This window comes from Nocardia sp. NPDC059177 (genome assembly GCF_042755165.1).
In the GTDB taxonomy this organism is placed as follows: domain Bacteria; phylum Actinomycetota; class Actinomycetes; order Mycobacteriales; family Mycobacteriaceae; genus Nocardia.
In genome coordinates, this window is the sequence record NZ_JBHZBX010000022.1 from 21,408 (window position 1) to 45,903 (window position 24,496).

The following is a 24,496-nucleotide window of genomic DNA, read 5'->3' on the forward strand; positions in this document are numbered from 1 at the left end:
TTGGACCGGCTGGATTTCGGCGGAAACGGCGAGGAGTACTTCCCGCTCTCGCCCGCACAGCTGGGTATCTGGTACGCGCAGCACGTCGACCCACAGGTGCCGATCAACATCGCCCAGTATGTGGACCTGCGTGGCCGCCTCGACGTCCCGGTGCTCGAGCGAGCCAGCTCCGAGGCCGCCGCCGAGCAGCAGTCCGGCTTCCTGCGCATCGTCGAGATCGACGGCGAACCGATGCAGACCGTCGACCTCACCCAGGACGACACCCTCATCTATGTCGACCTGCGCGCCGAGACCGACCCCGAGGCCGCCGCCGCCGAGTGGATGCGCCGGGAATACAGCCGTCCGCTCGACATCGTCGCCGACCGCCTGGTCCAGGCCGCCGCGCTGCAACTCGAGGACGAGCGCTGGTACTGGTACGCGCGCGTGCACCACATCGTGCTCGACGGCTTCGGCGCCAACAACTTCGTCAATCGCACGGCACAGCTCTACACCGCGGCCGTCACCGGCGTCGAGGCCCCGGCCGGCAAGGCCACCGACCTGCGCACCCTCTACGACTCCGAGATCGCCTACCGCGAGAGCACCCGCTTCGAATCCGACAAGGCGCACTGGGCCCAGCGCGTCGCGGGCCTGGAAGAGGGCAGCAGCCTCACCGGCCGGTCGGCGCCGCCCTCGCCGGTCAACGACATCACCAGCGCGGCGCTGAGCGAGGCGCAGGACGCCCTGTTCGAGACGGCCATCACCCGCCACGACACCACCTCGGCGCCGCTGCTGATCGCCGGTTTCGCGGCCTACCTGGCCCAGATCACCGGCACCTCCGATGTCATCCTCAGCCTCCCGGTCACCGGCCGCACCACCGCGGTCATGCGCCGCTCCGGCGGTGTGACCTCCAATATCGTCCCGCTGCGACTGCGCGTCGGTCACGACACCACCGTCGCCGAACTGCTGCGCGCGGTGACCACCGAGGTCTCCGGTGCGCTGCGCCACCAGCGCTACCGCCACGAGGACATCCGCCGCGATTCCGCCGGCGATGGCATGGTGGCCACCGAGTTCTTCGGTCCGTGGGTCAACATCATGCTCTTCGACAACGCGCTGCGTTTCGGGGAGATGGAGGGCACGCTCAATGTGCTCTCCACCGGCTCGATCGAAGACCTGGGCGTCAACTTCTATCAGTCGCACGGCGGCACCCGCTCGCACATCGACTTCGAGACCAACCCGAACCTGTACTCGGCGGCCGAGGCGGCCACCCACCACGGCCGGTTCCTGGAGTTCTTCGACCGTTTCCTGGCCGCCGACGCCGCGCTGCCGGTCTGGCAGCTGCCGGTCACCGGTGCCGCCGAGCTCGAGCGTTCGCTGACCGAGTGGAACGACTCCGCCCACGAGGTCCCCGCGACCACGCTGCCCGCCCTGCTGGACGCGCAGATCCCGCTGACCCCCGAGGCCATCGCCCTGGACTTCGAGGGCGAGACCCTCACCTACGCCGAGTTCGGCGCCCGGGTCAATCGGCTGGCCCGGTTCCTGATCGCCGACGGCGTCGGCCCGGAGTCGCTGGTCGCTCTCGGCATGCGCCGCTCGCTGGACCTGGTCGTCGGCATGCACGCGGTGCTGCGCGCCGGTGGCGCCTACGTGCCGATCGACCCCGATCACCCGGCCGACCGCACCGCCTACATCCTCGAGTCCGCGGCACCGGTCTGCGTGCTGACCACCACCCGCGACGACCTGGACCTGCCCGCGACCGTCGCGCGCGTGGAGATCGACACCCTCGATACCGCCGCCTTCGCCGACGCCCCGGTCACCGACGCGGACCGGCTGTCCCCGCTGCGCCCGGACAACACCGCCTACGTCATCTACACCTCGGGTTCCACCGGCCGTCCCAAGGGCGTCGCGGTCACCCACCACGCGATCGTCAACCAAGAGCTGTGGATGCTCGACGAGTACCGGTTGACCGCCGACGACGTCTACCTGCAGAAGACCGCCACCACCTTCGACGTCTCGCTGTGGGGCTACTTCCTGCCGCTGCTGGTCGGTGCGAAGCTGGTCATCGCCTCGCCGGACGGTCATCGCGATCCGCTCTACGTCGCGGACATGATCGAACGCCACGGCGTCACCGTGACGGACTTCGTGCCGTCCATGCTCACCGTCTTCGTCTCGCACGCCACCCAGACCCAATGTGCCACGCTGCGTGCGGTTTTCGTGATCGGTGAGGCACTGCCGCCGGAGACCGCCGCCGGGCTGCGCGCCATCTCCGACGCCGGCCTGCACAACCTGTACGGCCCGACCGAGGCCGCGGTCTCGGTCACCTACTGGGAGGCCACCGAGGCCGACACCGTCACGGTGCCGATCGGTATCCCCGAGTGGAATGTCGAAGTCTACGTGCTGGATTCGCGGCTGCGCCCGGCCGCGATCGGTGCCCCGGGTGAGCTGTACCTGGCGGGCCGTCAGCTGGCGCGCTGCTACCGCGGCCGCCCCGACCTGACCTCGGACCGCTTCGTCGCCAACCCCGTCGGCGCCCCCGGCGAGCGCATGTACCGCACCGGTGACCTGGTGCGCTGGACCGCTGACGGCGTCCTGGAATACATCGGCCGCACCGACTTCCAGGTGAAGTTCCGTGGTCAGCGCATCGAGCTCGGCGAGATCGAGACCGACCTGCTCGCGCACCCGACCGTCAGCCAGGCGGCCGTGCTCGTGGTCGACACCGCGACCGGCCAACAGCTGGTGGCCTATCTCGTGTCCGCGCCCGGCCAGTCCGCCGACCCGGCCACACTCACCCGTTTCGTGTCCGAGAAGCTGCCCAGCTACATGGTGCCCGCGTCGATCATGGTGCTCGACGCCTTCCCGCTCAACACCTCGGGCAAACTGGACCGCAAGGCACTGCCCGAGCCCGTGTTCAGTGCCGCCGCAGGCGATTTCCGCGCACCACGGACCCCGGCCGAGCAGATCGTTGCCGGCATCTTCGGCGACGTGCTCAGCCAGGAACGGGTCGGCGCCGACGACAACTTCTTCGAACTCGGCGGCAACTCGCTGGTCGCCACCCAGGTGGTGGCCCGTATCGGCGCCGCCTTCGGCATCCAGCTGGGTGTGCGCGCGCTGTTCGAGACCCCGACCGTGGCCGGGCTGGCCGCGCGGGCCGAATCTGTCACGCCCGCTGATGTTTCCGAGGCCCGCCCGCCGCTGATCGCGCAGCCGCATCCCGAGCAGGTGCCGCTGTCGCTGGCCCAGCAGCGGATGTGGTTCATCAACCAGTTCGATCCCGCCGCGCCGACCTACAACCTGCCATTCGTGGTGCAGATGAAGGGCCGCGTCGACGTCGACGCGCTGATCGCCGCGCTCAATGACGTTGTGGTGCGCCAGGAATCGCTGCGCACTGTCTTCCCGGACGCCGACGGCGGCTTCCAGCAGGTGCTCGGCGCCGACGAGTTCGATCTGGGCATCACGGTGACCCCGATCGACCAGTCGCTGCTGCGCGACGAACTGATCCTGTTCGCCTCCACCGGTTTCGACGTCACCCTGGAACTGCCGATCCGCGTGCGGATCTACCAGGTGACCGGCGGATCGACCAATGGCACACCGGAATTCGCGGTCGCCTTCGTGGTTCACCACATCGCCGCCGACGGCTTCTCCTTCGGCCCGCTGGCCCGCGATGTCGCCACCGCCTACCTGGCCCGCTCCGCCGGGCAGGCGCCGGCCTGGACGCCGCTGCCGGTGCAGTACCGCGACTACACGCTGTGGCAGCGCGAATTGCTCGGTGCTGAAAGCGATCCCGCGTCGATGGCCGCGCGTCAGCTCGACTACTGGCAGCGCACCCTCGACGGCCTGCCCGATCAGCTCGATCTGCCCAGCGATCGCCCGCGTCCGCAGCAGCAGAGCTTCCGTGGCGCGCGCGTCGGCTTCGGCATCGACGCCGAGACCCACGCCCAGCTCGCCGCGCTGGCTCGCGCCAACGGCGTCACCCTGTTCATGGTGGTGCACGCCTCGCTGGCCGTGCTGCTCGCGCGCCTGTCCGGCACCACCGACATCGCCGTCGGCACGCCCATCGCCGGCCGTGGCGAGCAGGCACTCGACGACCTGATCGGCATGTTCGTCAACACGCTGGTGCTGCGCTCGGATGTGGACCCGGCCCAGCCGTTCAGCGAGTTCCTCGCGCGCACCCGCGAGACCGATCTGTCGGCCTTCGCCAATGCCGATGTGCCGTTCGAGCGGCTCGTCGACGTGCTCAACCCGTCGCGTTCGCAGGCGCGCCACCCGCTGTTCCAGGTGGTGCTCTCGTTCCAGGAGATGTCGCACGGCACGCTGGAGCTGCCCGGTCTCACGGTCAGCGCCGACGAGGTCGAGGTCGACATGGCCAAGTTCGACCTGCAGTGGACCCTCACCGAGGAGCACACCACCACCGGATCGCTGTCCGGCCTGACCGGCGTGCTCACCTACGCCGTCGACCTGTTCGACCGGTCGACCGTCGAAGAACTGCTGCTGCGCTGGCGCCGGGTACTCGCCGCGATCCTGGCCGACCCGGCCGTCACCGTCGGCGCGATCGACGTCCTCGACGACGCCGAGCGCACCGACCTGGTCACCCGCTACGGTGCCCCCGCCGCGGTCGCGCGCACCTTGCCGCAGCTGATGGCCCAGGCCGCCCGCGACACCGAGGCGACCGCCGTCGTTTTCGAGGGGACAGCCGTCTCTTATGGCGAGTTGGATCGCCGCTCGAATCAGCTGGCGCGCTTGCTGATCCAGCAGGGCCTTGGCGCCGAGGACTTCGTCGCCGTGGCCGTGCCGCGCTCGCTGGAGTCGGTGCTCGCGGTGTGGGCGGTCGCCAAGACCGGCGCAGCGTTCGTGCCCGTCGACCCGAACTACCCGGCCGACCGGATCGCGCACATGATCACCGATGCCGGTGTGTCCGTGGGTATCACGGTCACCGGTGAGGCCGGCGAGGTGCCGGATACGGTACGTTGGCTCGAGATCGATGACATCGACCTCGACGACATCTCCGACGCCCCGCTGGCCCCGCGCGAACTGGTCCGCCCGACCGATCCCGCGCAGCCCGCGTACCTGATCTACACCTCCGGTTCCACCGGTGTGCCCAAGGGCGTCGTGGTCACCCATGCCAGCGTCGCCAACTTCTGCGCCGAGCAGATCGAGCTGTACTCGCTCGACTCCGACACCCGCGCACTGCATTTCGCCTCGCCGTCGTTCGACGCGTCGGTGCTGGAACTGCTGCTGGCGCTGGGCCGTGGCGGCACGCTCGTCGTGGTCCCGCCGGGTGTGTACGGCGGTGAGGAACTGCGCGACATCCTCATCACCGAGGAAGTCACCCACGCCTTCGTCACCCCGGCCGCGCTGGCCACCTTCGACGCCCGCGGCCTCGACCACCTGCGCGTGCTCGCGGCCGGTGGTGAGGCGGTCCCGCCGGAGCTGGTCACCAAGTGGGCGGTCCGCCTGCCCGACGGCTCGCGCCGCATGCTGGGCAATGTCTACGGCCCCACCGAGACCACCATCGCCTCCAACCTCTCCGAGGGCCTGATCCCGGGGGAGCGGGTCGTCATCGGTGGCCCGATCCGCGGCGTGCACACCCTGATCCTCGACGACCGCCTGCGCCCGGTACCGGTGGGCGTGGCCGGTGAGCTCTACATCGGCGGCGTCGGCATGGCGCGCGGCTACCACGCGCGCGCCGCGCTGACCTCGGATCGCTTCGTCGCCAACCCGTACGCGCCCGGCCAGCGGATGTACCGCACCGGTGACGTGGTGCGGTGGACCGCCGACCGCAATGTCGAATACGTCGGCCGCTCCGACTTCCAGGTGAAGGTCCGCGGTTTCCGTATCGAACTGGGCGAGATCGACTCCGCGCTCGCCTCGCACGAGACCGTCGACTTCGCGGTCAGCATCGGCCACAAGAACAAGGGCGGCAGCACCTCGCTGGTGTCCTATGTGGTCGCGGTGCCGGGCCGGTCCATCGACATCGCCGAGCTGACCGACCATGTGGCGCAGCGTCTTCCGGCCTACATGGTGCCGTCCTCGATCATGGTGCTGGCCGCGATCCCGCTGACGGTCAACGGCAAGCTCGATCGCCGCGCGCTGCCCGCGCCGGTGTTCGAGGTGCGCGAGTTCCGCGCGCCGACCACCCCGATCGAGCAGATCGTCGCACAGGTCTTCGCCGACGTACTCGAGCTCTCCCGGGTCGGCGTCGAGGACGACTTCTTCGAACTCGGCGGCAACTCGCTGATCGCCACCCAGGTCGCCTCCCGCATCGGCATCGCCCTGGACACCCGGGTCCCGGTGCGCATGCTGTTCGAGGCACCCACCGTCGCGGCACTGGCCGCGCGGGTGGAGTCGCAGGCCGGTGACGGTGCCCGTAAGGCGCTGGTCGCGCGCGAGCGGCCCGACCTGGTGCCGCTGTCGCTGGCCCAGCAGCGCATGTGGTTCCTCAACCGCTTCGACACCGCCTCGGCCGTCAACAACATCCCGGTCGCCATCCGGCTGTCCGGCGAACTCGACGTGGCCGCGCTCCAGGTCGCCGTCATCGACGTGATCGACCGGCACGAGTCGCTGCGCACCGTGTTCCCCGAGTCGGGCAACGGCCCGGTGCAGGTGGTACTCGACGCCGCGCAGATCGTCCCCGACCTGACCCCGTACCGGGTCACCGAGGACAACCTCATCGACCACCTGATCGACCTGGCCTCGATGGCCTTCGACGTGACCAGCGAAGTACCGCTGCACGCACGGCTTTTCGAGATCAGCGAGACCGAGTACGTGCTCGGCATGGTGGTGCACCACATCTCCGCCGACGGCTGGTCGATGGCGCCGCTGTCGCGCGATGTCATCGTCGCCTACGCCGCGCGCACCTCGTGGGAGGCGCCGACCTGGGCCGAATTGCCGGTCCAGTATGCGGATTACGCGCTGTGGCAGCGCGAGGTCCTCGGCTCCGAGGACGACCCCAAGTCGCTGATCTCCTCCGAGATCGACTACTGGGCACGCGAACTCGCCGATCTGCCCGACGAGCTGGTGCTGCCCGCCGACCACCCGCGTCCGCCGGTGGCCACTTATCGCGGCGGCACCTACAGCTTCGTCATCTCCGGCGACACCCAGCGCGCCCTGGTCGAACTGGGCCGCCGCTACAACGCCTCGCTGTTCATGGTCATGCACAGCGCGCTGGCCGTGCTGCTGGCCCGCGCCAGCGGCACCAGCGACATCGCCATCGGCACGCCGGTGGCCGGCCGTGGTGACCAGGCCCTCGACGACCTGGTCGGCATGTTCGTCAACACCCTGGTGCTGCGCTCCCAGGTCGAGGGCGCGACCCCGTTCGCGGCCCTGCTCGACCAGGCCCGCGAGACCGACCTGCAAGCGTTCGCGCACGCCGACGTGCCGTTCGAGCGGCTCGTCGAGGTGCTCAACCCGCCGCGTTCGCAGGCGCGGCACCCGCTGTTCCAGGTGATGCTGTCGTTCCAGAACAACAAGCAGGCCTCGCTGCAGCTGCCCGGCCTGTCGGTCAGCGGCATCGACTACGACTCCCAGCTGGCCAAGTTCGACCTGCAGTTGACCCTGACCGAGGTGCAGGACACCGACGGGGAGGCCGGCGGCATGTCGGCCGAGTTCTCCTACGCCCTCGACCTTTTCGAGGAATCGACGGTCGCCGCGTTCGCGCGCAGGCTCGACAACATCTTCGCCGCGATCGTGGCCGACCCCGAGGTCGCCGTCGGCGATATCGATCTGCTCGCGCCCGAGGAGCACGCGCAGGTCCTCGTCGACTGGAACGACACCGCCCGCGCGGTCCCCGACGCCACCCTGGTCTCGCTGTTCGACGCCCAGGTCGCCGCCACCCCGGACGCGCTCGCCCTGGTCTTCGAACACGAGGAACTGACCTACCGCGAGCTGCAGGAGCGGGCCAACCGCATCGCCCGCAAACTCATCGCCGAGGGCGTCGGCCCCGGATCGCATGTGGCACTGGCCATTCGCCGGTCCACCGAGCTGGTCGTCGCCATGTACGCGGTGCTGCAGGCCGGTGCGGCCTATGTGCCGCTGGATCCCGACCAGCCCGCCGACCGCATCGGTCACATCATCGAGACCGCGCAGCCACAGCTGGTGCTCACCAGCCGTCGCGACGCCTTCGAGGCCGACGGCGTCACCGTGCTGGCGGTCGAGAACATCGAACTGCCCGCCGATTTCAGCGCGGCCCCGATCACCGACGCCGAACGTACACGGCCGCTGCGCGCCACCAATACCGCCTACGTCATCTTCACCTCGGGGTCGACCGGTCGGCCCAAGGGTGTCGCGGTCGATCACGCCGCGATCGTCAACCGGCTGCTGTGGATGCAGCACGAGTACCCGATCGACGCCGCCGACGCGGTCCTGCAGAAGACCCCTGCCACCTTCGACGTGTCGGTGTGGGAGTTCTTCTGGCCCTTGCAGACCGGTGCGCGCCTGGTCGTCGCCAAGCCCGACGGGCACCGCGACCCGGTGTACCTGGCCCAGGTCATCGCCGAGCGCGGCATCACCACCGCGCACTTCGTGCCATCGATGCTGTCGGTGTTCGTCTCGACGCTGGGCAACAACGGCAACGGCAGTGCCGTGCGGTTGCGGCAGGTGTTCGCCTCCGGTGAGGCGCTGCCCGCGCCGACCGCGCAGCGCCTGCGCGAACTCACCGGCGCCCGCCTGCACAACCTGTACGGCCCCACCGAGGCCGCGGTCGACGTCACCTATCACGAGGTCGTCGACGCCGACGTGGAGTCGGTGCCGATCGGCCGTCCGGTGTGGAACACCAAGGTGTTCGTGCTGGATTCGCGGTTGCATCCGGTGGCCCCCGGGGTCGCGGGTGAGCTGTATCTGGCGGGCGAGCAGCTCGCCGTCGGCTACCTCAATCGCGCCGATCTCACCGCCGATCGGTTCGTCGCCAACCCGTACGGGCAGGCCGGTTCGCGCATGTACCGCACCGGTGACCTGGTCACCTGGACCCGCGACGGCGAACTGAACTACCTGGGCCGCACCGACTTCCAGGTGAAGCTGCGCGGTCTGCGCATCGAGCTCGGCGAGATCGAGGCGACCCTGCTGGCCCAGCCGGGCGTCGCGCAGTCGGTCGTGGTCGTGCGCGCCGACGCGCACGCGGGCGACCAGCTCGTGGGTTATGTGGTGCCCGAACCGGATTCGGGCATCGACGTGGCCATGGTGAAGGCGGGCATCGCGGCCGAACTGCCCACCTACATGGTGCCCTCGGCGCTGGTGGTGCTGGATGCCTTCCCGCTCAACGCTTCCGGCAAGCTCGACCGCAAGGCGCTGCCCGCGCCGGTGTTCGAGGCCAAGGTGTTCCGCGCGCCCTCGACCCCGATCGAGGAGATCGTGGCCGAGATCTTCGCCGATCTGCTCGGCGCCGAACGCGTCGGCGTGGACGACGACTTCTTCGCTCTCGGCGGCAACTCGCTGGTCGCCACCCAGGTCGCCGCGCGCCTGAGCAAGGCCCTCGACGCCGAGGTCGGCGTGCGCACCCTGTTCGAGGCGCCGACGGTCGGCGCGCTGGCCGCCCGGGTGGAATCGCACGCGGGCAGCGGTCTGCGCGCCGAGCTCACCGCGCGGCCGCGCCCCGAGCACCCGCCGCTGTCGCTCGCCCAGCAGCGCATGTGGTTCCTCAACCGCTTCGACATCGCCGACACCGGCGACAACGGCACCTACAACATCCCGGTCGCGGTCCGCCTGCAAGGCCTGCTCGACCTGCCCGCCCTGCGTGGCGCGGTCGCCGACGTGATCGCCCGCCACGAATCCCTGCGCACCGTCTACCCCTCACACGACGGCACCGCCTATCAGAAGGTGCTCGCCGCCGCCGTCTCGATTCCCGACCTGGAACTGATCGAGGCCGACGAGACCGACATGGCGATCTCGCTCTACGAGTTCGCCCGTCGCGGCTTCGACGTCACTGCCACCGCGCCGGTGCGCCTGCGCGTCTACGAGCTCAGCGAGCGCGAGCACGTGCTGGTGATGGTGGTCCACCACATCGCCTCCGACGGCTTCTCGCTGCGCCCGCTGGTGCGCGACCTGATGACCGCCTATGTCGCGCGCACCGCCAACGCCGAGCCGGGCTGGCCGCCCCTGGCCGTCCAGTACGTGGACTACGCGCTGTGGCAGCGCGAGACCCTCGGCGACGAGAACGACCCGACCTCGCTGATCTCCGAGCAGCTCGAGCACTGGCGCGGTGCGCTGGCCGATCTGCCTGACGAGCTGCGCCTCGGCCACAAGTCGCGGCCCGCCCAGGCCACCTACCAGGCGGGCACACACCGCTTCGAGGTGCCCGGCGAACTCGTCGACGCGCTCAACCAGCTCGCACACGAGCGCGGCACCACGCTGTTCATGGTGGTGCACAGTGCATTCGCCGCGCTGCTCGCGCGGCTGTCGGGGACCTCCGACATCGCCATCGGCACCCCGGTCGCCGGTCGTGGACAGCAGGCGCTCGACGACCTGGTCGGCATGTTCGTCAACACCCTGGTGCTGCGCGCCCAGGTCGACCCGGCCGCGTCCTTCGCCGAGCTGCTCGGGCAGGTCCGCGAGCACGACCTGGCCGCGTTCGCGCACGCCGACGTGCCGTTCGAACGCCTCGTCGAGGTGCTCAACCCGGCCCGCTCGCAGTCGCGCCACCCGCTGTTCCAGGTGATGCTCTCCTTCCAGAACCTGGGCCGCACCACCCTGGAACTGCCCGGCCTGACGGTCTCCGAGCTGGGGATCGACCAGCACACCGCCAAGTTCGACCTGCAACTCGCGCTCAGCGAGGTCCCGGCCGACGACGACAGTCACCTCGACGCCGAACTCGTCTACGCCACCGACCTTTTCGACGCCGGATTCGCGGCCACCTTCGGTGCGCGGCTGCTGCGCGTGCTCACCGCGATCGTGGCCGATCCGTCGGCCGCCGTCGGTGATATCGAACTGCTCGACGCCGCCGAACGCACCCTGGTGCTGGACCGCTGGAACGACACCGAATTCGCCGTCGACGCCGCGCTGAGCACCCCCAGCGACGACGACCCGGCCACCCTCTACGCTCTCTTCGAGGCGCAGGTCGCGCGCACCCCCGACGCGACCGCGCTCACCTTCGAGGGGACGAGTCTGGCCCACCCGTCGCCCGACCACCACCCCTCATCGAGTCTCTCCGAGACGCTCACCTATTCCGAGTTCGCCGTGCGGGTGCGTCAGCTGGCGCGCTGGCTCAAGGATGCCGGTGTCGGCCCGGAATCGTATGTGGCCCTTGGCATGCGGCGCTCGATCGACCTGCTGGTCGGCATGTACGCCGTGTCCGCCGTCGGTGGCGCCTACGTGCCGCTTGACCCCGATCACCCGGCCGAGCGCATCGAGCACATCCTCGACACCGCGCAGCCGGTGTGCGTGCTGACCTCCGGGGAGAGCCTGCCCGCGGCCGCCGGTCGCGAGGTGCGCATCGACGAACTGGACCTGTCCGGCCACTCGGCCGAGCCGGTCACCGACGCCGACCGGCATCGCCCGCTGCGCTCGGGCAACACCGCCTACGTCATCTTCACCTCCGGCTCGACCGGCCGGCCCAAGGGCGTCGCGGTCAGCCATGCCGCGATCGTCAACCGCCTGGTGTGGATGCACGCCGCCTACGGCCTGGCCGCCGACGACGTGGTGCTGCAGAAGACGCCCGCCACCTTCGACGTGTCGGTGTGGGAGTTCTTCTGGCCCTTGCAGGTCGGCGCGCGCCTGGTCGTCGCCAAGCCGGACGGGCACCGCGACCCGGCCTACCTGGCCCGGCTGATCGCGGCCGAACAGGTCACCACGGTGCACTTCGTGCCGTCGATGATGGCCGTGTTCGTCACCGAACCGCTTGCCGCGGACTGTGTCTCGCTGCGCAATGTGTTCGCCTCCGGTGAGGCGCTGCCCGCGCCGACCGCGCAGCGCCTGCGCGAGCTGACCGGCGCCGCGCTGCACAACCTGTACGGCCCCACCGAGGCCGCGGTCGACGTGACCTATCACGAGGTCACCGACGCCGACACCGACACCGTGCCGATCGGCGCCCCGGTGTTCAACACCCGTCTCTACGTACTGGATTCGCGGCTCAAGCCCGTTCCGGTGGGTGTCGCGGGTGAGCTCTATCTCGCGGGCGTGCAGCTGGCGCACGGCTATGTGGGTCGCCCCGACCTCACCATGGACCGTTTCGTCGCCGACCCGTTCAACCCCGGCGAGCGCATGTACCGCACCGGCGACCTGGTCACCTGGACCGCGTCCGCGGGCGATACGCGCTCCGCGACCTCCGCCGGTCGTATCGCGCACGGCGAACTGGAGTACCTGGGCCGCACCGACTTCCAGGTGAAGCTGCGCGGTCTGCGCATCGAGCTCGGCGAGATCGAGTCCGCGCTCACCGCGCTGCCGCAGATCGCCCAGTCGGTGGTCGTGGTCCGCGCTGACGAGCGCACCGGTGACCAGCTGGTCGCCTACGTCATCCCGCGGCAGGGCGCGACCGTCGACACCGACGCGGTCAAGGACGCGCTCGGCGCCGAACTGCCGGTGTACATGGTGCCGGCCGCCTACGTGGTGCTGAACGCGTTCCCGCTCAACGCTTCCGGCAAGCTCGACCGCAAGGCGCTGCCCGCGCCGGTGTTCGCCGCGCGCACCTTCCAGGCGCCGGTCACCCCGGTGCAGCAGATCGTCGCCGCCACCTTCGCCGAGGTGCTCGGCGCGGGCCAGGTCGGCCTCGACGACGACTTCTTCGAACTCGGCGGCAACTCGCTGGTCGCCACCCGGGTCGCCGCGCGCCTGTCCGAGGCGCTCGACACCCAGGTGCCGCTGCGGGCGCTGTTCGAGGCCTCGACCGTGGCCGCGCTGGCCGCGCGCGTGGAGACCGCCACCGGCCGCGGCGGGCGCATCCCGCTGGTGCCGCAGCCGCGCCCCGAACTGGTGCCGCTCTCGCAGGCCCAGCAGCGGATGTGGTTCCTCAACCGCTTCGACAACCGCACCGCGGTCAACAACATCCCGGTGGCGATCCGCCTCACCGGCGACCTCGATGTCGCCGCGCTGGAAGCCGCCATCGCCGACGTGACCGCCCGGCACGAGTCGCTGCGCACCTTCTACCCGGAAGTGGAAGGCGCCGGCTACCAGCAGGTCCTGCCCGCCGACGAGGTCCGCTTCGCGCTGCCTGCCCAGCCGGTCGCCGCGAACGAGGTGCTCGCCCGGGTGGTCGAACTGGCGAGCGTGCACTTCGACGTCACCCGCGAGGTGCCGTTCCGCGCGAGCCTGCTGCGTATCGACGAGCGGAACCACGTCGCCGTGCTCGTCATGCACCACATCAGCGGTGACGGTTTCTCGCTGCGTCCGCTGCTGCGCGATGTCGTGGTGGCCTACACCGAACGGGTCAGGGGCGAGGTCCCCGCGTGGGCGCCGCTCGAGGTGCAGTACGCCGACTACACGCTGTGGCAGCGCGAGGTGCTCGGCGTGGAGTCCGATCCGGAGTCGGTCGCCACGAGCCAGCTCGCCTACTGGACCGAGCAGCTGCGTGATCTGCCCGATCAGCTCGAACTGCCCGCCGACCGGCCGCGACCGGAGATCGCCACCAATGCCGGTGACCTGCACCGCTTCTCGGTCGACGCCGGTCTGCATCGCGCGCTGACCGAGATCGCCCGCGCGCACGGCGTCACCCTGTTCATGGTGATGCACGCGGCGCTGGCCACCTGGGCCGCGCGCCTGTCCAACAGCACCGACATCGCCATCGGCACCCCCATCGCCGGGCGTGGCGAGCGCTCGCTCGACGATCTCGTCGGCATGTTCGTCAACACCCTGGTGCTGCGCAGCGAGGTCGACCTCGGCGGCAGCTTCGGTGACCTGCTCGACCAGGTCCGCAAGGTCGACCTGTCGGCCTTCGCCAATGCCGACGTGCCCTTCGAACGGCTCGTCGACGTGCTCAGCCCCACCCGCTCGCAGGCCCACCACCCGCTGTTCCAGGTGGCGCTCACCTTCGAGGCGGCCACCGCCGCCGACACCGGCACCGTCGCACTGCCCGGCCTGGACCTCGATGTGGTCGACTTCGACCCGGGCACAGCGAAATTCGACGTGCAGCTGACCGTAGGCGAGGCCGCCGACGGTTCGCTGGCCATGTCCTGGAACTACGCCACCGATCTGTTCGACGCCGAGACCGTCGCCGCCTTCGGTGACCGCCTGGTCCGCATCCTGCGCAGCGTCGCCGACAACCCCGACGTGATCGTCGGCGACATCGACCTGCTCGGCGAGGCCGAACAGCGCGATGTCGCCCAGCGCTGGGTGTCCTCGGGTACCGACGCCATCGGGCTGCCGGTCGTCCACGACGCCACCACCCCCGCGGGCCATCGCCGCGGGCTGTTCGCCAACTCGCACACCACCCTGGTCGACCTGTTCGACGCGGCCGCGGCGGCCTACCCCGACCGCATCGCCGCCAAGTTCGGCGTCGAATCGCTGACCTACGCCGAACTCGACCGGCGCGCGAATGTGCTGGCACGCAGGCTGATCGCCGACGGCGCGGGCCCGGAATCGCTGGTCGCGGTGATCCTGCCGCGTTCGCTGGATCTGGTCGTCGCGCTGCTGGCCGTGGTCAAGACCGGCGCCGGTTACGTGCCCGTCGACCCCACCTACCCGGCCGAGCGCATCGCCTACGTACTCGAGGACTCCCGGCCCACCAGCGTGGTCCTGGACTCCACCGTCCAGGTGAGCGTGCCCGCGCACCTGCCCTCGGTGGTGCTCGACGGCTTCGCGGTGGAGACCGGCAATATCGAGGACGCCGACGATCTGCCGATCACCGACGCCGACCGGATCGCGCCGCTCTCGCCGGACCACGTCGCCTACGTCATCTACACCTCCGGCTCGACCGGGCGCCCCAAGGGCGTCGCGGTCGCGCACCGGAATGTGGTGCGCCTGTTCGCCAACACCGATCGTGACTTCGGCTTCGGCCCGCGCGATGTGTGGACGCTGTTCCACTCCTACGCCTTCGACTTCTCGGTGTGGGAGCTGTGGGGTCCGCTGCTGTTCGGCGGCTCGCTGATCGTCGTCGACTACTACACCTCGCGTTCGCCCGAACAGTTCCTGGAACTGCTGCGGGTCGAGCAGGTGACGGTGCTCAACCAGACGCCGTCGGCGTTCTACCAGCTCGCCGAGGCCGACCGGATCGCCGGCCCCGGCCTGGAACCCCTGGCCCTGCGCTACGTCGTCTTCGGTGGCGAGGCCCTCGAACTGCGCAGGCTCTCGGATTGGGTCGCCCGCCACGGCGACAGCTCGCCGACGCTGGTCAACATGTACGGCATCACCGAGACCACGGTGCACGTGTCGTTCCGCGCGCTCGACGCGAAAACCATTGCGGCAGCGGCCGGTTCGGTCGTCGGCCGGGCCATCGCCGGACTGTCGGTGTTCGTGCTCGACAGCAGGCTGCGACCGGTGCCGGTCGGTGTCGCGGGTGAGATGTACGTCGCCGGACCGCAATTGGCGCGCGGCTACCTCGGCCGCCCCGACCTGACCGCCACCCGCTTCGTCGCCAACCCCCTCGCCGGCCCGAACCAGGGCGGCAGCAGGCTGTACCGCTCCGGTGACCTCGCGCGCTGGAACCGCTTCGGCGAACTCGAATACCTCGGCCGCGCCGACGATCAGGTGAAGGTTCGCGGTTTCCGCATCGAACTCGGTGAGATCGAAGCCGCCGTGCTCGCGCAGCCGGGCATCGCGCAGGCCGCGGTCATCGTGCGCGAGGATCAGCCCGGTGACCAGCGCATCGTCGCCTACGTGGTCGCCGACGGCGACGCCGAGCCCGACCTCGACGCCGTGCGCAGCGGTGCCGCCGAACAGTTGCCCGCCTACATGGTCCCGGCCGCGCTGGTGCGCCTGGAATGGATCCCGCTGACCGTCAACGGCAAGCTGGATCGTCGCGCGCTGCCCGCCCCGGCAGTGCAAGCACGTGCCTTCCGCGCCCCGGTCACCCCGGTGCAGGAGACCGTCGCCGCGGTCTTCGCCGACGTCCTCGGCCTGGACCGGGTCGGCGTCGACGACGACTTCTTCGACCTCGGCGGCAACTCGCTCATCGCCACCCGCGTGGTCGCCCGCATCGGCGCCGCGCTCGGCGCCACCGTGCCGGTGCGCGCGCTGTTCGAAGCCTCCACCGTGGAAGCCCTTGCGGCCCGGGTGGAATCGCACACCGGCGGCACCGCCCGCGCGGCGCTCGTCGCCCGCGAGCGCACCGAGGGTGAACTGGTGCCGCTGTCGTTCGCGCAGCAGCGCATGTGGTTCCTCAACAAGTACGACACCACCTCCGCCGCCTACAACCTGCCCGTCGCGATCCGCCTCACCGGCGCCCTCGACACCGAGGCGCTCGCGCTCGCACTGGCCGACCTGGTCCGCAGGCACGAGTCGCTGCGCACCCGTTACCCCGAGCACGGCGGCACCCCGGTGCAGCAGATCGTTGCGGCGGAACGCATTTCGCTGGACCTGCGCCCGGTCACGGTCGCGCAGGGCGAGCTGTTCGGTACCGTCACCGAGTTCGTCTCCGCCGGATTCGATGTGGCCGAACAGGTTCCGCTGCGCGCCCGGCTGTTCAAGGTCACCGACACCGAGCACGTGCTCGTCGTGGTGGTGCACCACATCGCCGCCGACGGTTTCTCCATCGCCCCGCTGACCCGCGACGTGATGCTCGCCTACACCGCTCGCGCCCAGGGCACCGCGCCCGGCTGGGCGCCGCTGCCGGTGCAGTACGCCGACTTCGCGATCTGGCAGCGCGCGGTCCTCGGCACCGAAGACGACACCGACTCGCTGATGTCGCGCCAGGTCGGCTACTGGCAGACCCAGCTCGCCGGCCTCCCCGACGAGCTGACCCTGCCGTTCGACCGGGCCCGCCCGGCCATCGCCTCGCATCGCGGCGCCACCGTGCACCGCGAGCTGTCCCCGCAGCTCATCGCCGCGCTCGACGAGGTGGCGCGCCGGCAAGGCGCATCGCTGTTCATGGTCATGCACACCGCGCTCGCGGTGCTGCTCGCGCGCCTGTCCGGCTCCGACGACATCGCCATCGGCACCCCCATCGCGGGCCGTGGTGAGCAGGCCCTCGACGACCTGGTCGGCATGTTCGTCAACACCCTGGTGCTGCGCACCGGCGTGCGCCCGGCCGAGTCCTTCACCGACCTGCTCGAGCAGTCCCGCAAGGCCGACCTCGATGCCTACGGCAATGCCGATGTGCCGTTCGAGCGGCTGGTGGAACTGCTGGCGCCGGAGCGCTCCCAGTCGCGCAACCCGCTGTTCCAGGTGATGCTGGCCTTCCAGAACCTGGACCGCACCACCCTGGAACTGCCCGGCCTCGCCGTGTCGGCGCTCGATCTGGACGAGAGCGTCGCCCGCTTCGACCTGCAGTTCACCCTCTCCGAGCTCGGTGAACCCGGCAGCGGCGGCATGGCGCTGGCCCTGAACTACGCCACCGAACTGTTCGACGAAGCCACCGTCGACACCATCGCGACCCGCTGGGAGCGCGTCCTCGAAGCCGTCGCCGCCGATGCCACGATGACCATCGGCGCCATCGACGTCCTCGATGCCGCCGAGCGGGCCGACCTGGTGTTCCGCGTCGGCGAACCACCGGTGCCCGCCCGCACCCTGCGCAACCTGCTGGCCGAGGCCGTGGCCCAGAACCCGACCGGCGATGCCGTCGTGTTCCAGGGGACAGCTCTGTCCTACTCCGACCTGGACGAACGCTCGAACCGCCTGGCGCGCTTGCTGATCGCCGAGGGCATCGGTGCCGAAGACCTCGTGGCGATCGGTATCCCCCGTTCGGCCGATTCGGTGCTGGCCGCCTGGGCTGTCGCCAAGACCGGCGCCGCCTTCGTCCCGGTCGACCCGACCTACCCGGCCGACCGCATCGCCCACATGGTCACCGATTCCGGTTCGCCACTGGGTATTACGGTCGCCTCGGTGCTGGGCGGCCTGCCCGACATCGCGGGCTCCTCGCCCGCTGAGCGGGCAGACATCGCCGCCCCCGACACCAGCGACTCCTCGGCCACTGAGCAGGCCGGCATCGGTGGCGCGCAAGACGGCGAGGTGACGCCCGGCAGCTCGGACGCGGCCGGTTGGCTCGTGCTCGACGACCTCGACCTCACGCGCTTCGACGGCGGCCCGATCGCCGACGACGAGCTGGTGCGCGCGACCACCCCCGAGCAGCCCGCCTACGTCATCTACACCTCCGGTTCGACCGGCGTGCCCAAGGGTGTCGTGGTCACCCATGCCGGTCTGGCCAACTTCGGCGAGGAGCAGGCGCAGCGCTACGCGCTCGACTCCGACAGTCGCGCACTGCATTTCGCGTCCCCCTCGTTCGACGCCTCGATCCTGGAACTGCTGCTGGCGCTGGCCCGCGGCGGCGCGCTGGTCGTCGTCCCGCCGGGTGTCTACGGCGGTGACGAACTGTCCGAACTGATCCGTACCGAGCGGGTCACCCACGCCTTCATCACCCCCGCCGCCCTGGCCACCTTCGACCCGAGCGGCCTGGACTCGCTGCGGGTACTGGTCGCCGGCGGTGAAGCGGTGCCCGCCGACCTGGTCGGCAAGTGGGCGGTTCCATTGGCGGACGGTACGATTCGTGCCTTCCACAACGGCTACGGCCCCACCGAGACCACCATCATGACCAATATCAGCGCCGCGCTGACGCCGGGCGAGCTGGTCACCATCGGTGGCCCCACTCGCGGCATGCGCTCGCTGATCCTGGACGCCCAGCTCCAGCCCGTTCCGGTAGGTGTCGCGGGTGAGCTCTATCTGTCGGGCATCCAGCTGGCGCGCGGCTACCACGCCCGTCCCGGCCTGACCGCCGACCGCTTCGTCGCCGACCCGTTCGTGCCGGGGGAGCGGATGTATCGCACCGGCGACGTGGTTCGCTGGACCGCCGAACGTACCGTCGAATACGTCGGCCGCTCGGACTTCCAGGTCAAGATCCGCGGCTTCCGCATCGAACTCGGCGAGATCGACTCGGCGCTCGCCGCGCACGAGACCGTCGACTTCGCCACCACCCTCGGCCACAAGAGCACCGCGGGCGCGGTCTCGCTGGTCGCGTATGCGGTTGCCGCGCCGGGTCATTCGATCGATGTCGCGGCGCTGACCGCGCACGTCGAGGACCGGCTGCCCGCCTACATGGTGCCTGCGTCGATCATGGTGATCGACCACGTGCCGCTGACCCCGGTCGGCAAACTCGACCGCAAGGCGCTGCCGGAACCGGTGTTCGCCACCGAGGTCACCTTCCGGGCCGCGCGCACCCCGATCGAGCAGACCATCGCCGAAGTCTTCGCCGAGGTGCTCGGGGTCGAGCGGGTCGGCGTGGACGACTCGTTCTTCGCCCTCGGCGGCGACTCGATCGTCTCCATCCAGCTCGTCTCCCGGGCCAAGGCCCGCGGCGTGCTGTTCACCCCGCGCCACGTCTTCGAACAGCGCACGGTCGCCGGTCTGGCCGCCGTCGCCGAAACCGCCGATATCGCCGCGGCCACCGCGATCACCCTGGCCGAACTGCCCGGTGGCGGTGTCGGCGAGATGCCGCTGACCCCGGTCGTGCGGTTCATGGCCGAACGCTCCGGTTCGTTCGACCGGTTCAACCAGACCATGGCGCTGGAACTGCCGGTCGGCATCGATCGCGCGGGTATCGCCGCCACCGTCGGCGCGGTCATCGACCGCCACGACATGCTGCGCTCGCGCCTGCACCGCGCCGATGGCCGCTGGATCGTCGAGACCGCGCCGGCCGGCACCGTCGACGCCGACGCGCTCATCGACCACAGCACCTTCCCGGCCGACGCCACCGACGAGCAGCTGGTCGAGATCGCCTCCGCCGCACTGGATGCCGGCCTCGACCGGCTCGATCCGGCCACCGGTGTCGTCGTCCGCTTCCTCTGGCTCGAGCCCACCGCGACCGGATCGGCGCCGAACGCCACGTCGACCGCGCGTGCGGGCCGACTGATCGTCATCGCCCACCACCTCGTGGTCGACGGTGTCTCCTGGCGCATTCTCGTGCCCGACTTCGTCGCCGCGTGGGGCCAGCTCTCCGCTGGTCAGCAGCCGGAACTGGTCGCCCCCGCCACGTCCATGCGGGCCTGGGCGCACGCGCTCGCCGACGAGGCGCGCACCCCCGAGCGCACCGCCGAGCTGGACTTCTGGCGCGAGGTCGTGGCGACCCCGGATCCGCTGCTCACCGAGCGGCCGATGAACCCGGCGGTCGACGTCTCCGGTGTCATCGAGAAGCTGCCGGTCGAGGTGTCCGCCGAGGTCACCAAGGCCCTGCTCACCACCGTGCCCGCCCTGTTCCACGGTGGCGTCAACGACGGTCTGCTGACCGCGCTGGCCCTGGCCGCGGCCAAGTGGCGCTCGACCCGGGTCACCGGCTCGGCGGGCAACGCGCTGGGCAATGGCGCCGGTCACCGAGCCGGCACCCGTTCGGGCGACGACGCCCTGCTCGTTCGTCTGGAAGGCCACGGCCGTGAGGAAGAGGCGGCGCCCGGCGCCGACCTCTCGCGCACCGTCGGCTGGTTCACCGCGATCTTCCCGGTCCGCCTCGACCTGGCCGGCATCGACATCGACGCCGCCCTCGCCGGTGGTCCCGCCCTCGGCCAGGCCGTCAAGGCGGTCAAGGAACAGCTGCTGTCCGTGCCCGACAAGGGCATCGGCTACGGCCTGCTGCGGTACATGAACGCCGACACCGCCGCCGAACTGCCCACCCAGCTGCCCGGCCAGATCAGCTTCAACTACCTGGGCCGCGTCGCCGACAGCGACGTCCCCGACGCGCTGCGCGGCTTCGGCTGGATCCCCGCGCCCGAACTGGCCGCCCTCGGCGGCGCCTACGACGCCGACATGCCGGCCATGGCACCCCTGGATGTCAACGCCATCGTCGTCGGCGACAAGCTCAGCGCCAATATCGGCTACCCGAGCACTCTGCTCGACGCCGACGAGGTCCGCGAATTCGCCGACCTGTGGATCACTGCGCTGGAAGCCGTTGCCCGGCACGCCAACTCGGCCGACGCCGGCGGGCACACACCGTCCGACTTCGCACTCGTGCGCTCCACCCAGCGCGATATCGAAATCTGGGAACAGCGCTACCCCGAACTGACCCAGGTGTGGCCGCTGGCGGCGCTCCAAGCCGGTCTGTTCTTCCACGCGCGCCTGGCCGCCAGCTCGGTCGACGTCTACACCGCCCAGGCGGTCCTGACGCTCACCGGCCGGGTCGACGCCACCCGTCTGCGCGCCGCCGCCCAGGCCCTGCTGGACCGGCACGAGACCCTGCGCACCGCGTTCGTCACCGACCACGACGGCAATGCCGTCCAGATCGTGCTCGACCACGCCCCCGTGGCCTGGACCGAACACGACCGAACCGAAACCCGTGAATTCGCCGACCTCGTCGAAGCCGACCGCACCGCCCGCTTCGACCTGGCCGCCCCGCCGCTGATCCGGTTCACCCTGATCCGCGTCGCCGAGCACGAGTGGCGTTTCGTGGTGTCCAACCACCACATCCTCCTGGACGGCTGGTCGACGCCGCTGGTCATGCGCGACCTGCTCGCCCTCTACGCCCTGCACGGTGACACCAGCGCGCTGCCCGCCGTCCGCTCCTACCGGCACTTCCTGGAATGGGTTGCCCAGCAGGATCATTCGGTGTCGGTGGCGGCCTGGTCCGACGCCCTGCGCGGGGTCACCGAACCGACCCTGCTGGCCCGCCCCGACGCAGGCCGCGAGATCGCGGCGCTGTCGGCGGAGTACCTGTTCGACCTCGACGAGCCGACCACGGCCCGCCTGGTCGCACTGGCCGCCGATCTCGGCGTCACCCCGAACACCGTGCTGCAGGTCGCCTGGTCGATCGTGCTCGGCCGGATGACCGGCCGCGACGACGTGCTCTTCGGCACCACCGTCTCCGGCCGTCCCGCGCAGCTGTCCGGCGTGGAATCCATGGTCGGCTTGTTCATCAACACCGTCCCCGTTCGGGTGCGTTTCGACGCCGCCGAATCGGTGCGCGCGGTGCTGACCCGCACCCAGGGCGAGCAGGCCGACCTGCTCGACCACCACTACATCGGCCTGGCCGAGATCCAGTCCGCCGCCGGCATCGGTGGCCTGTTCGACTCGCTGGTGGTCTTCGAGTCCTACCCGGTCGACGCCGAGGGCATCAAGGCCCAGGCCGCCGATATCGACGGCATGGCCGTCACCGGCCTGGACGCCGCCGACGCCACGCACTACCCGCTGTCACTGATCGCCCAGCTCGACACCCAGCTGCGCATTCGCGCCGGCTACCTGAGCGACCTGTTCGACGCCGCCACCGTGCACCGCATCGCCGAGCGCCTGATCCGGGTGCTCACCGCCATCACCACCGAACCCGGTGTGGCCGTGGGTGATATCGAACTGCTCGACGCCGCCGAACGCGAACTGGTGGTGCGCGACTGGAACGCCACCGCGCACGAGGTGGACCAGCAGGCCACCCTGGTCTCGCTGTTCGAGGCCCAGCTGGCCCGCACCCCGCACGCGACCGCCCTCACCTTCGAGGGAACGAGTCTTTCCTACGCCGAGTTCGGTCAGCAGGTGTATCGCCTGGCCCGCTGGCTGGTCGACCGCGGCGTCGGCCCGGAAAGCTATGTGGCGCTGGGCATGCGCCGCTCGCTGGACCTGGTGGTCGGCATGTACGCGGTGAGCGTGGCCGGTGGAGCGTACGTGCCGCTGGACCCCGATCATCCGGCCGAGCGCACGGAATACATTCTGGCGACGGCGGATCCGGTGTGTGTGCTCACCTCGGGCACCGATCTGGAACTCGACACCGCGCAGGTCCGCATCGACCTGCTCGACCTGGCCGGTTACGCCGACACCCGCCTCACCGACGCCGAACGGGTCGCGCCGCTGCGGCCGGAGAACACGGCGTACGTGATCTTCACCTCGGGTTCGACCGGTCGCCCGAAGGGTGTGGCGGTCAGCCATGGTGCGATCGTCAACCGTCTGGTGTGGATGCAGGCCGAATACGGTCTGACCGCTGATGATGTGGTGTTGCAGAAGACTCCGGCCACGTTCGATGTGTCGGTGTGGGAGTTCTTCTGGCCCTTGCAGATCGGTGCGCGTCTGGTGGTCGCGAAGCCGGATGGTCATCGTGATCCGGTGTATCTGGCTGAGATCATCGCGGCCGAGGGCGTCACCGTCACCCACTTCGTGCCGTCGATGCTCGCGGTGTTCGTCGCCGACGCCGCCGCCGCGCGCTGCGCGTCGCTGCGGCTGGTGTTCGCCTCCGGTGAGGCGCTGCCGCCCAAGCCCGCGCACCGCCTGCGCGAACTCACCGGCGCGGCCCTGCACAACCTGTACGGCCCCACCGAGGCCGCGGTCGACGTCACCTTCCACGAGGTCACCGACACCGATGTGGACACCGTCCCGATCGGCGCGCCGGTCTACAACACCCAGGTCTACGTCCTCGACGCGCGCCTGCGGCCCGTTCCCGTGGGTGTCGCGGGTGAGCTCTACCTCGCGGGCGCCCAGCTGGCGCGCGGCTATGTCGCCCGGCCGGACCTGACCGCCGACCGCTTCGTCGCCGACCCGTTCGGTGAGGACGGCGAGCGCATGTACCGCACCGGCGACCTCGTCGCCTGGACCGAGCACGGCGAGCTGGAATACCTGGGCCGCACCGACTTCCAGGTGAAACTGCGTGGTCTGCGCATCGAGCTCGGCGAGATCGAGTCCGCGCTCACCGGCCTGGACGAGGTCGCCCAGTCGGTGGTCGTCGTGCGCGGCGATCAGCACACCGGTGATCAGCTGGTGGCCTACGTCATCCCGGCGACCGGCCGCACCGTCGACATCGAGGACGCCAGGGAGGAACTGGGCGCCAACCTGCCCGCCTACATGGTGCCCGCGGTGATCATCGTCCTCGACGAGTTCCCGCTCAACGCCTCCGGCAAGCTCGACCGCAAGGCACTGCCCGCGCCGGTGTTCGAGGCCGCGGTGTTCCGCGCCCCGACCACCCCGGTCGAGGAGATCGTCGCCACCACCTTCGCCGGCGTGCTCGGCCTGGACCGGGTCGGCCTCGACGACGACTTCTTCGCCCTCGGCGGCAACTCGCTGACCGCCACCCAGGTCGCGGCACGCCTGTCGGCCGCCCTGGAAACCGATATCGGCGTGCGCGAGCTGTTCGAGTCATCGACTGTGGCCGGGCTGGCCGCGCGGGCCGAGACCCACTCGGGTACCGAGCGCCGCGCCGCACTGGTCCCGCAGCAGCGTCCCGCCCGGGTGCCGCTGTCGCTGGCCCAGCAGCGCATGTGGTTCCTCAACCGCTTCGACCCGGAGTCCGCGGTCGACAACATCCCCGCCGCCGTGCGGCTGTCGGGTCTGCTCGACCGGCAGGCGTTGCAGGTGGCCGTGGCCGATGTGCTCGCCCGCCACGAATCCCTGCGCACCTACTACCCGGAGGTCGGCGGCGCCGGTCACCAGGTGATCGTGCCGACCGGCCAGGTCATTCCCGACCTGGCACCGATCGAGACCACCGCCGGCGAACTGCCGCAACGGCTTTCGGCGCTGGTGCTGACGGCCTTCGACGTCACCACCGAGGTGCCGTTCC

The 24,496-nt window shown here is 70.4% G+C and carries 1 protein-coding gene (running past one end of the window); it reads left to right on the forward strand.

All coding sequences use genetic code 11. The annotated features are described in order from the left end of the window. Nucleotides 1-24,496: the 5' portion of a non-ribosomal peptide synthase/polyketide synthase gene (locus tag ACFXK0_RS24125; protein ID WP_379412991.1), read on the forward strand. It continues 20,132 nt past the right edge of the window; only the first 24,496 of its 44,628 coding nucleotides appear in the window; the start codon lies at nucleotides 1-3; the stop codon falls past the right edge of the window.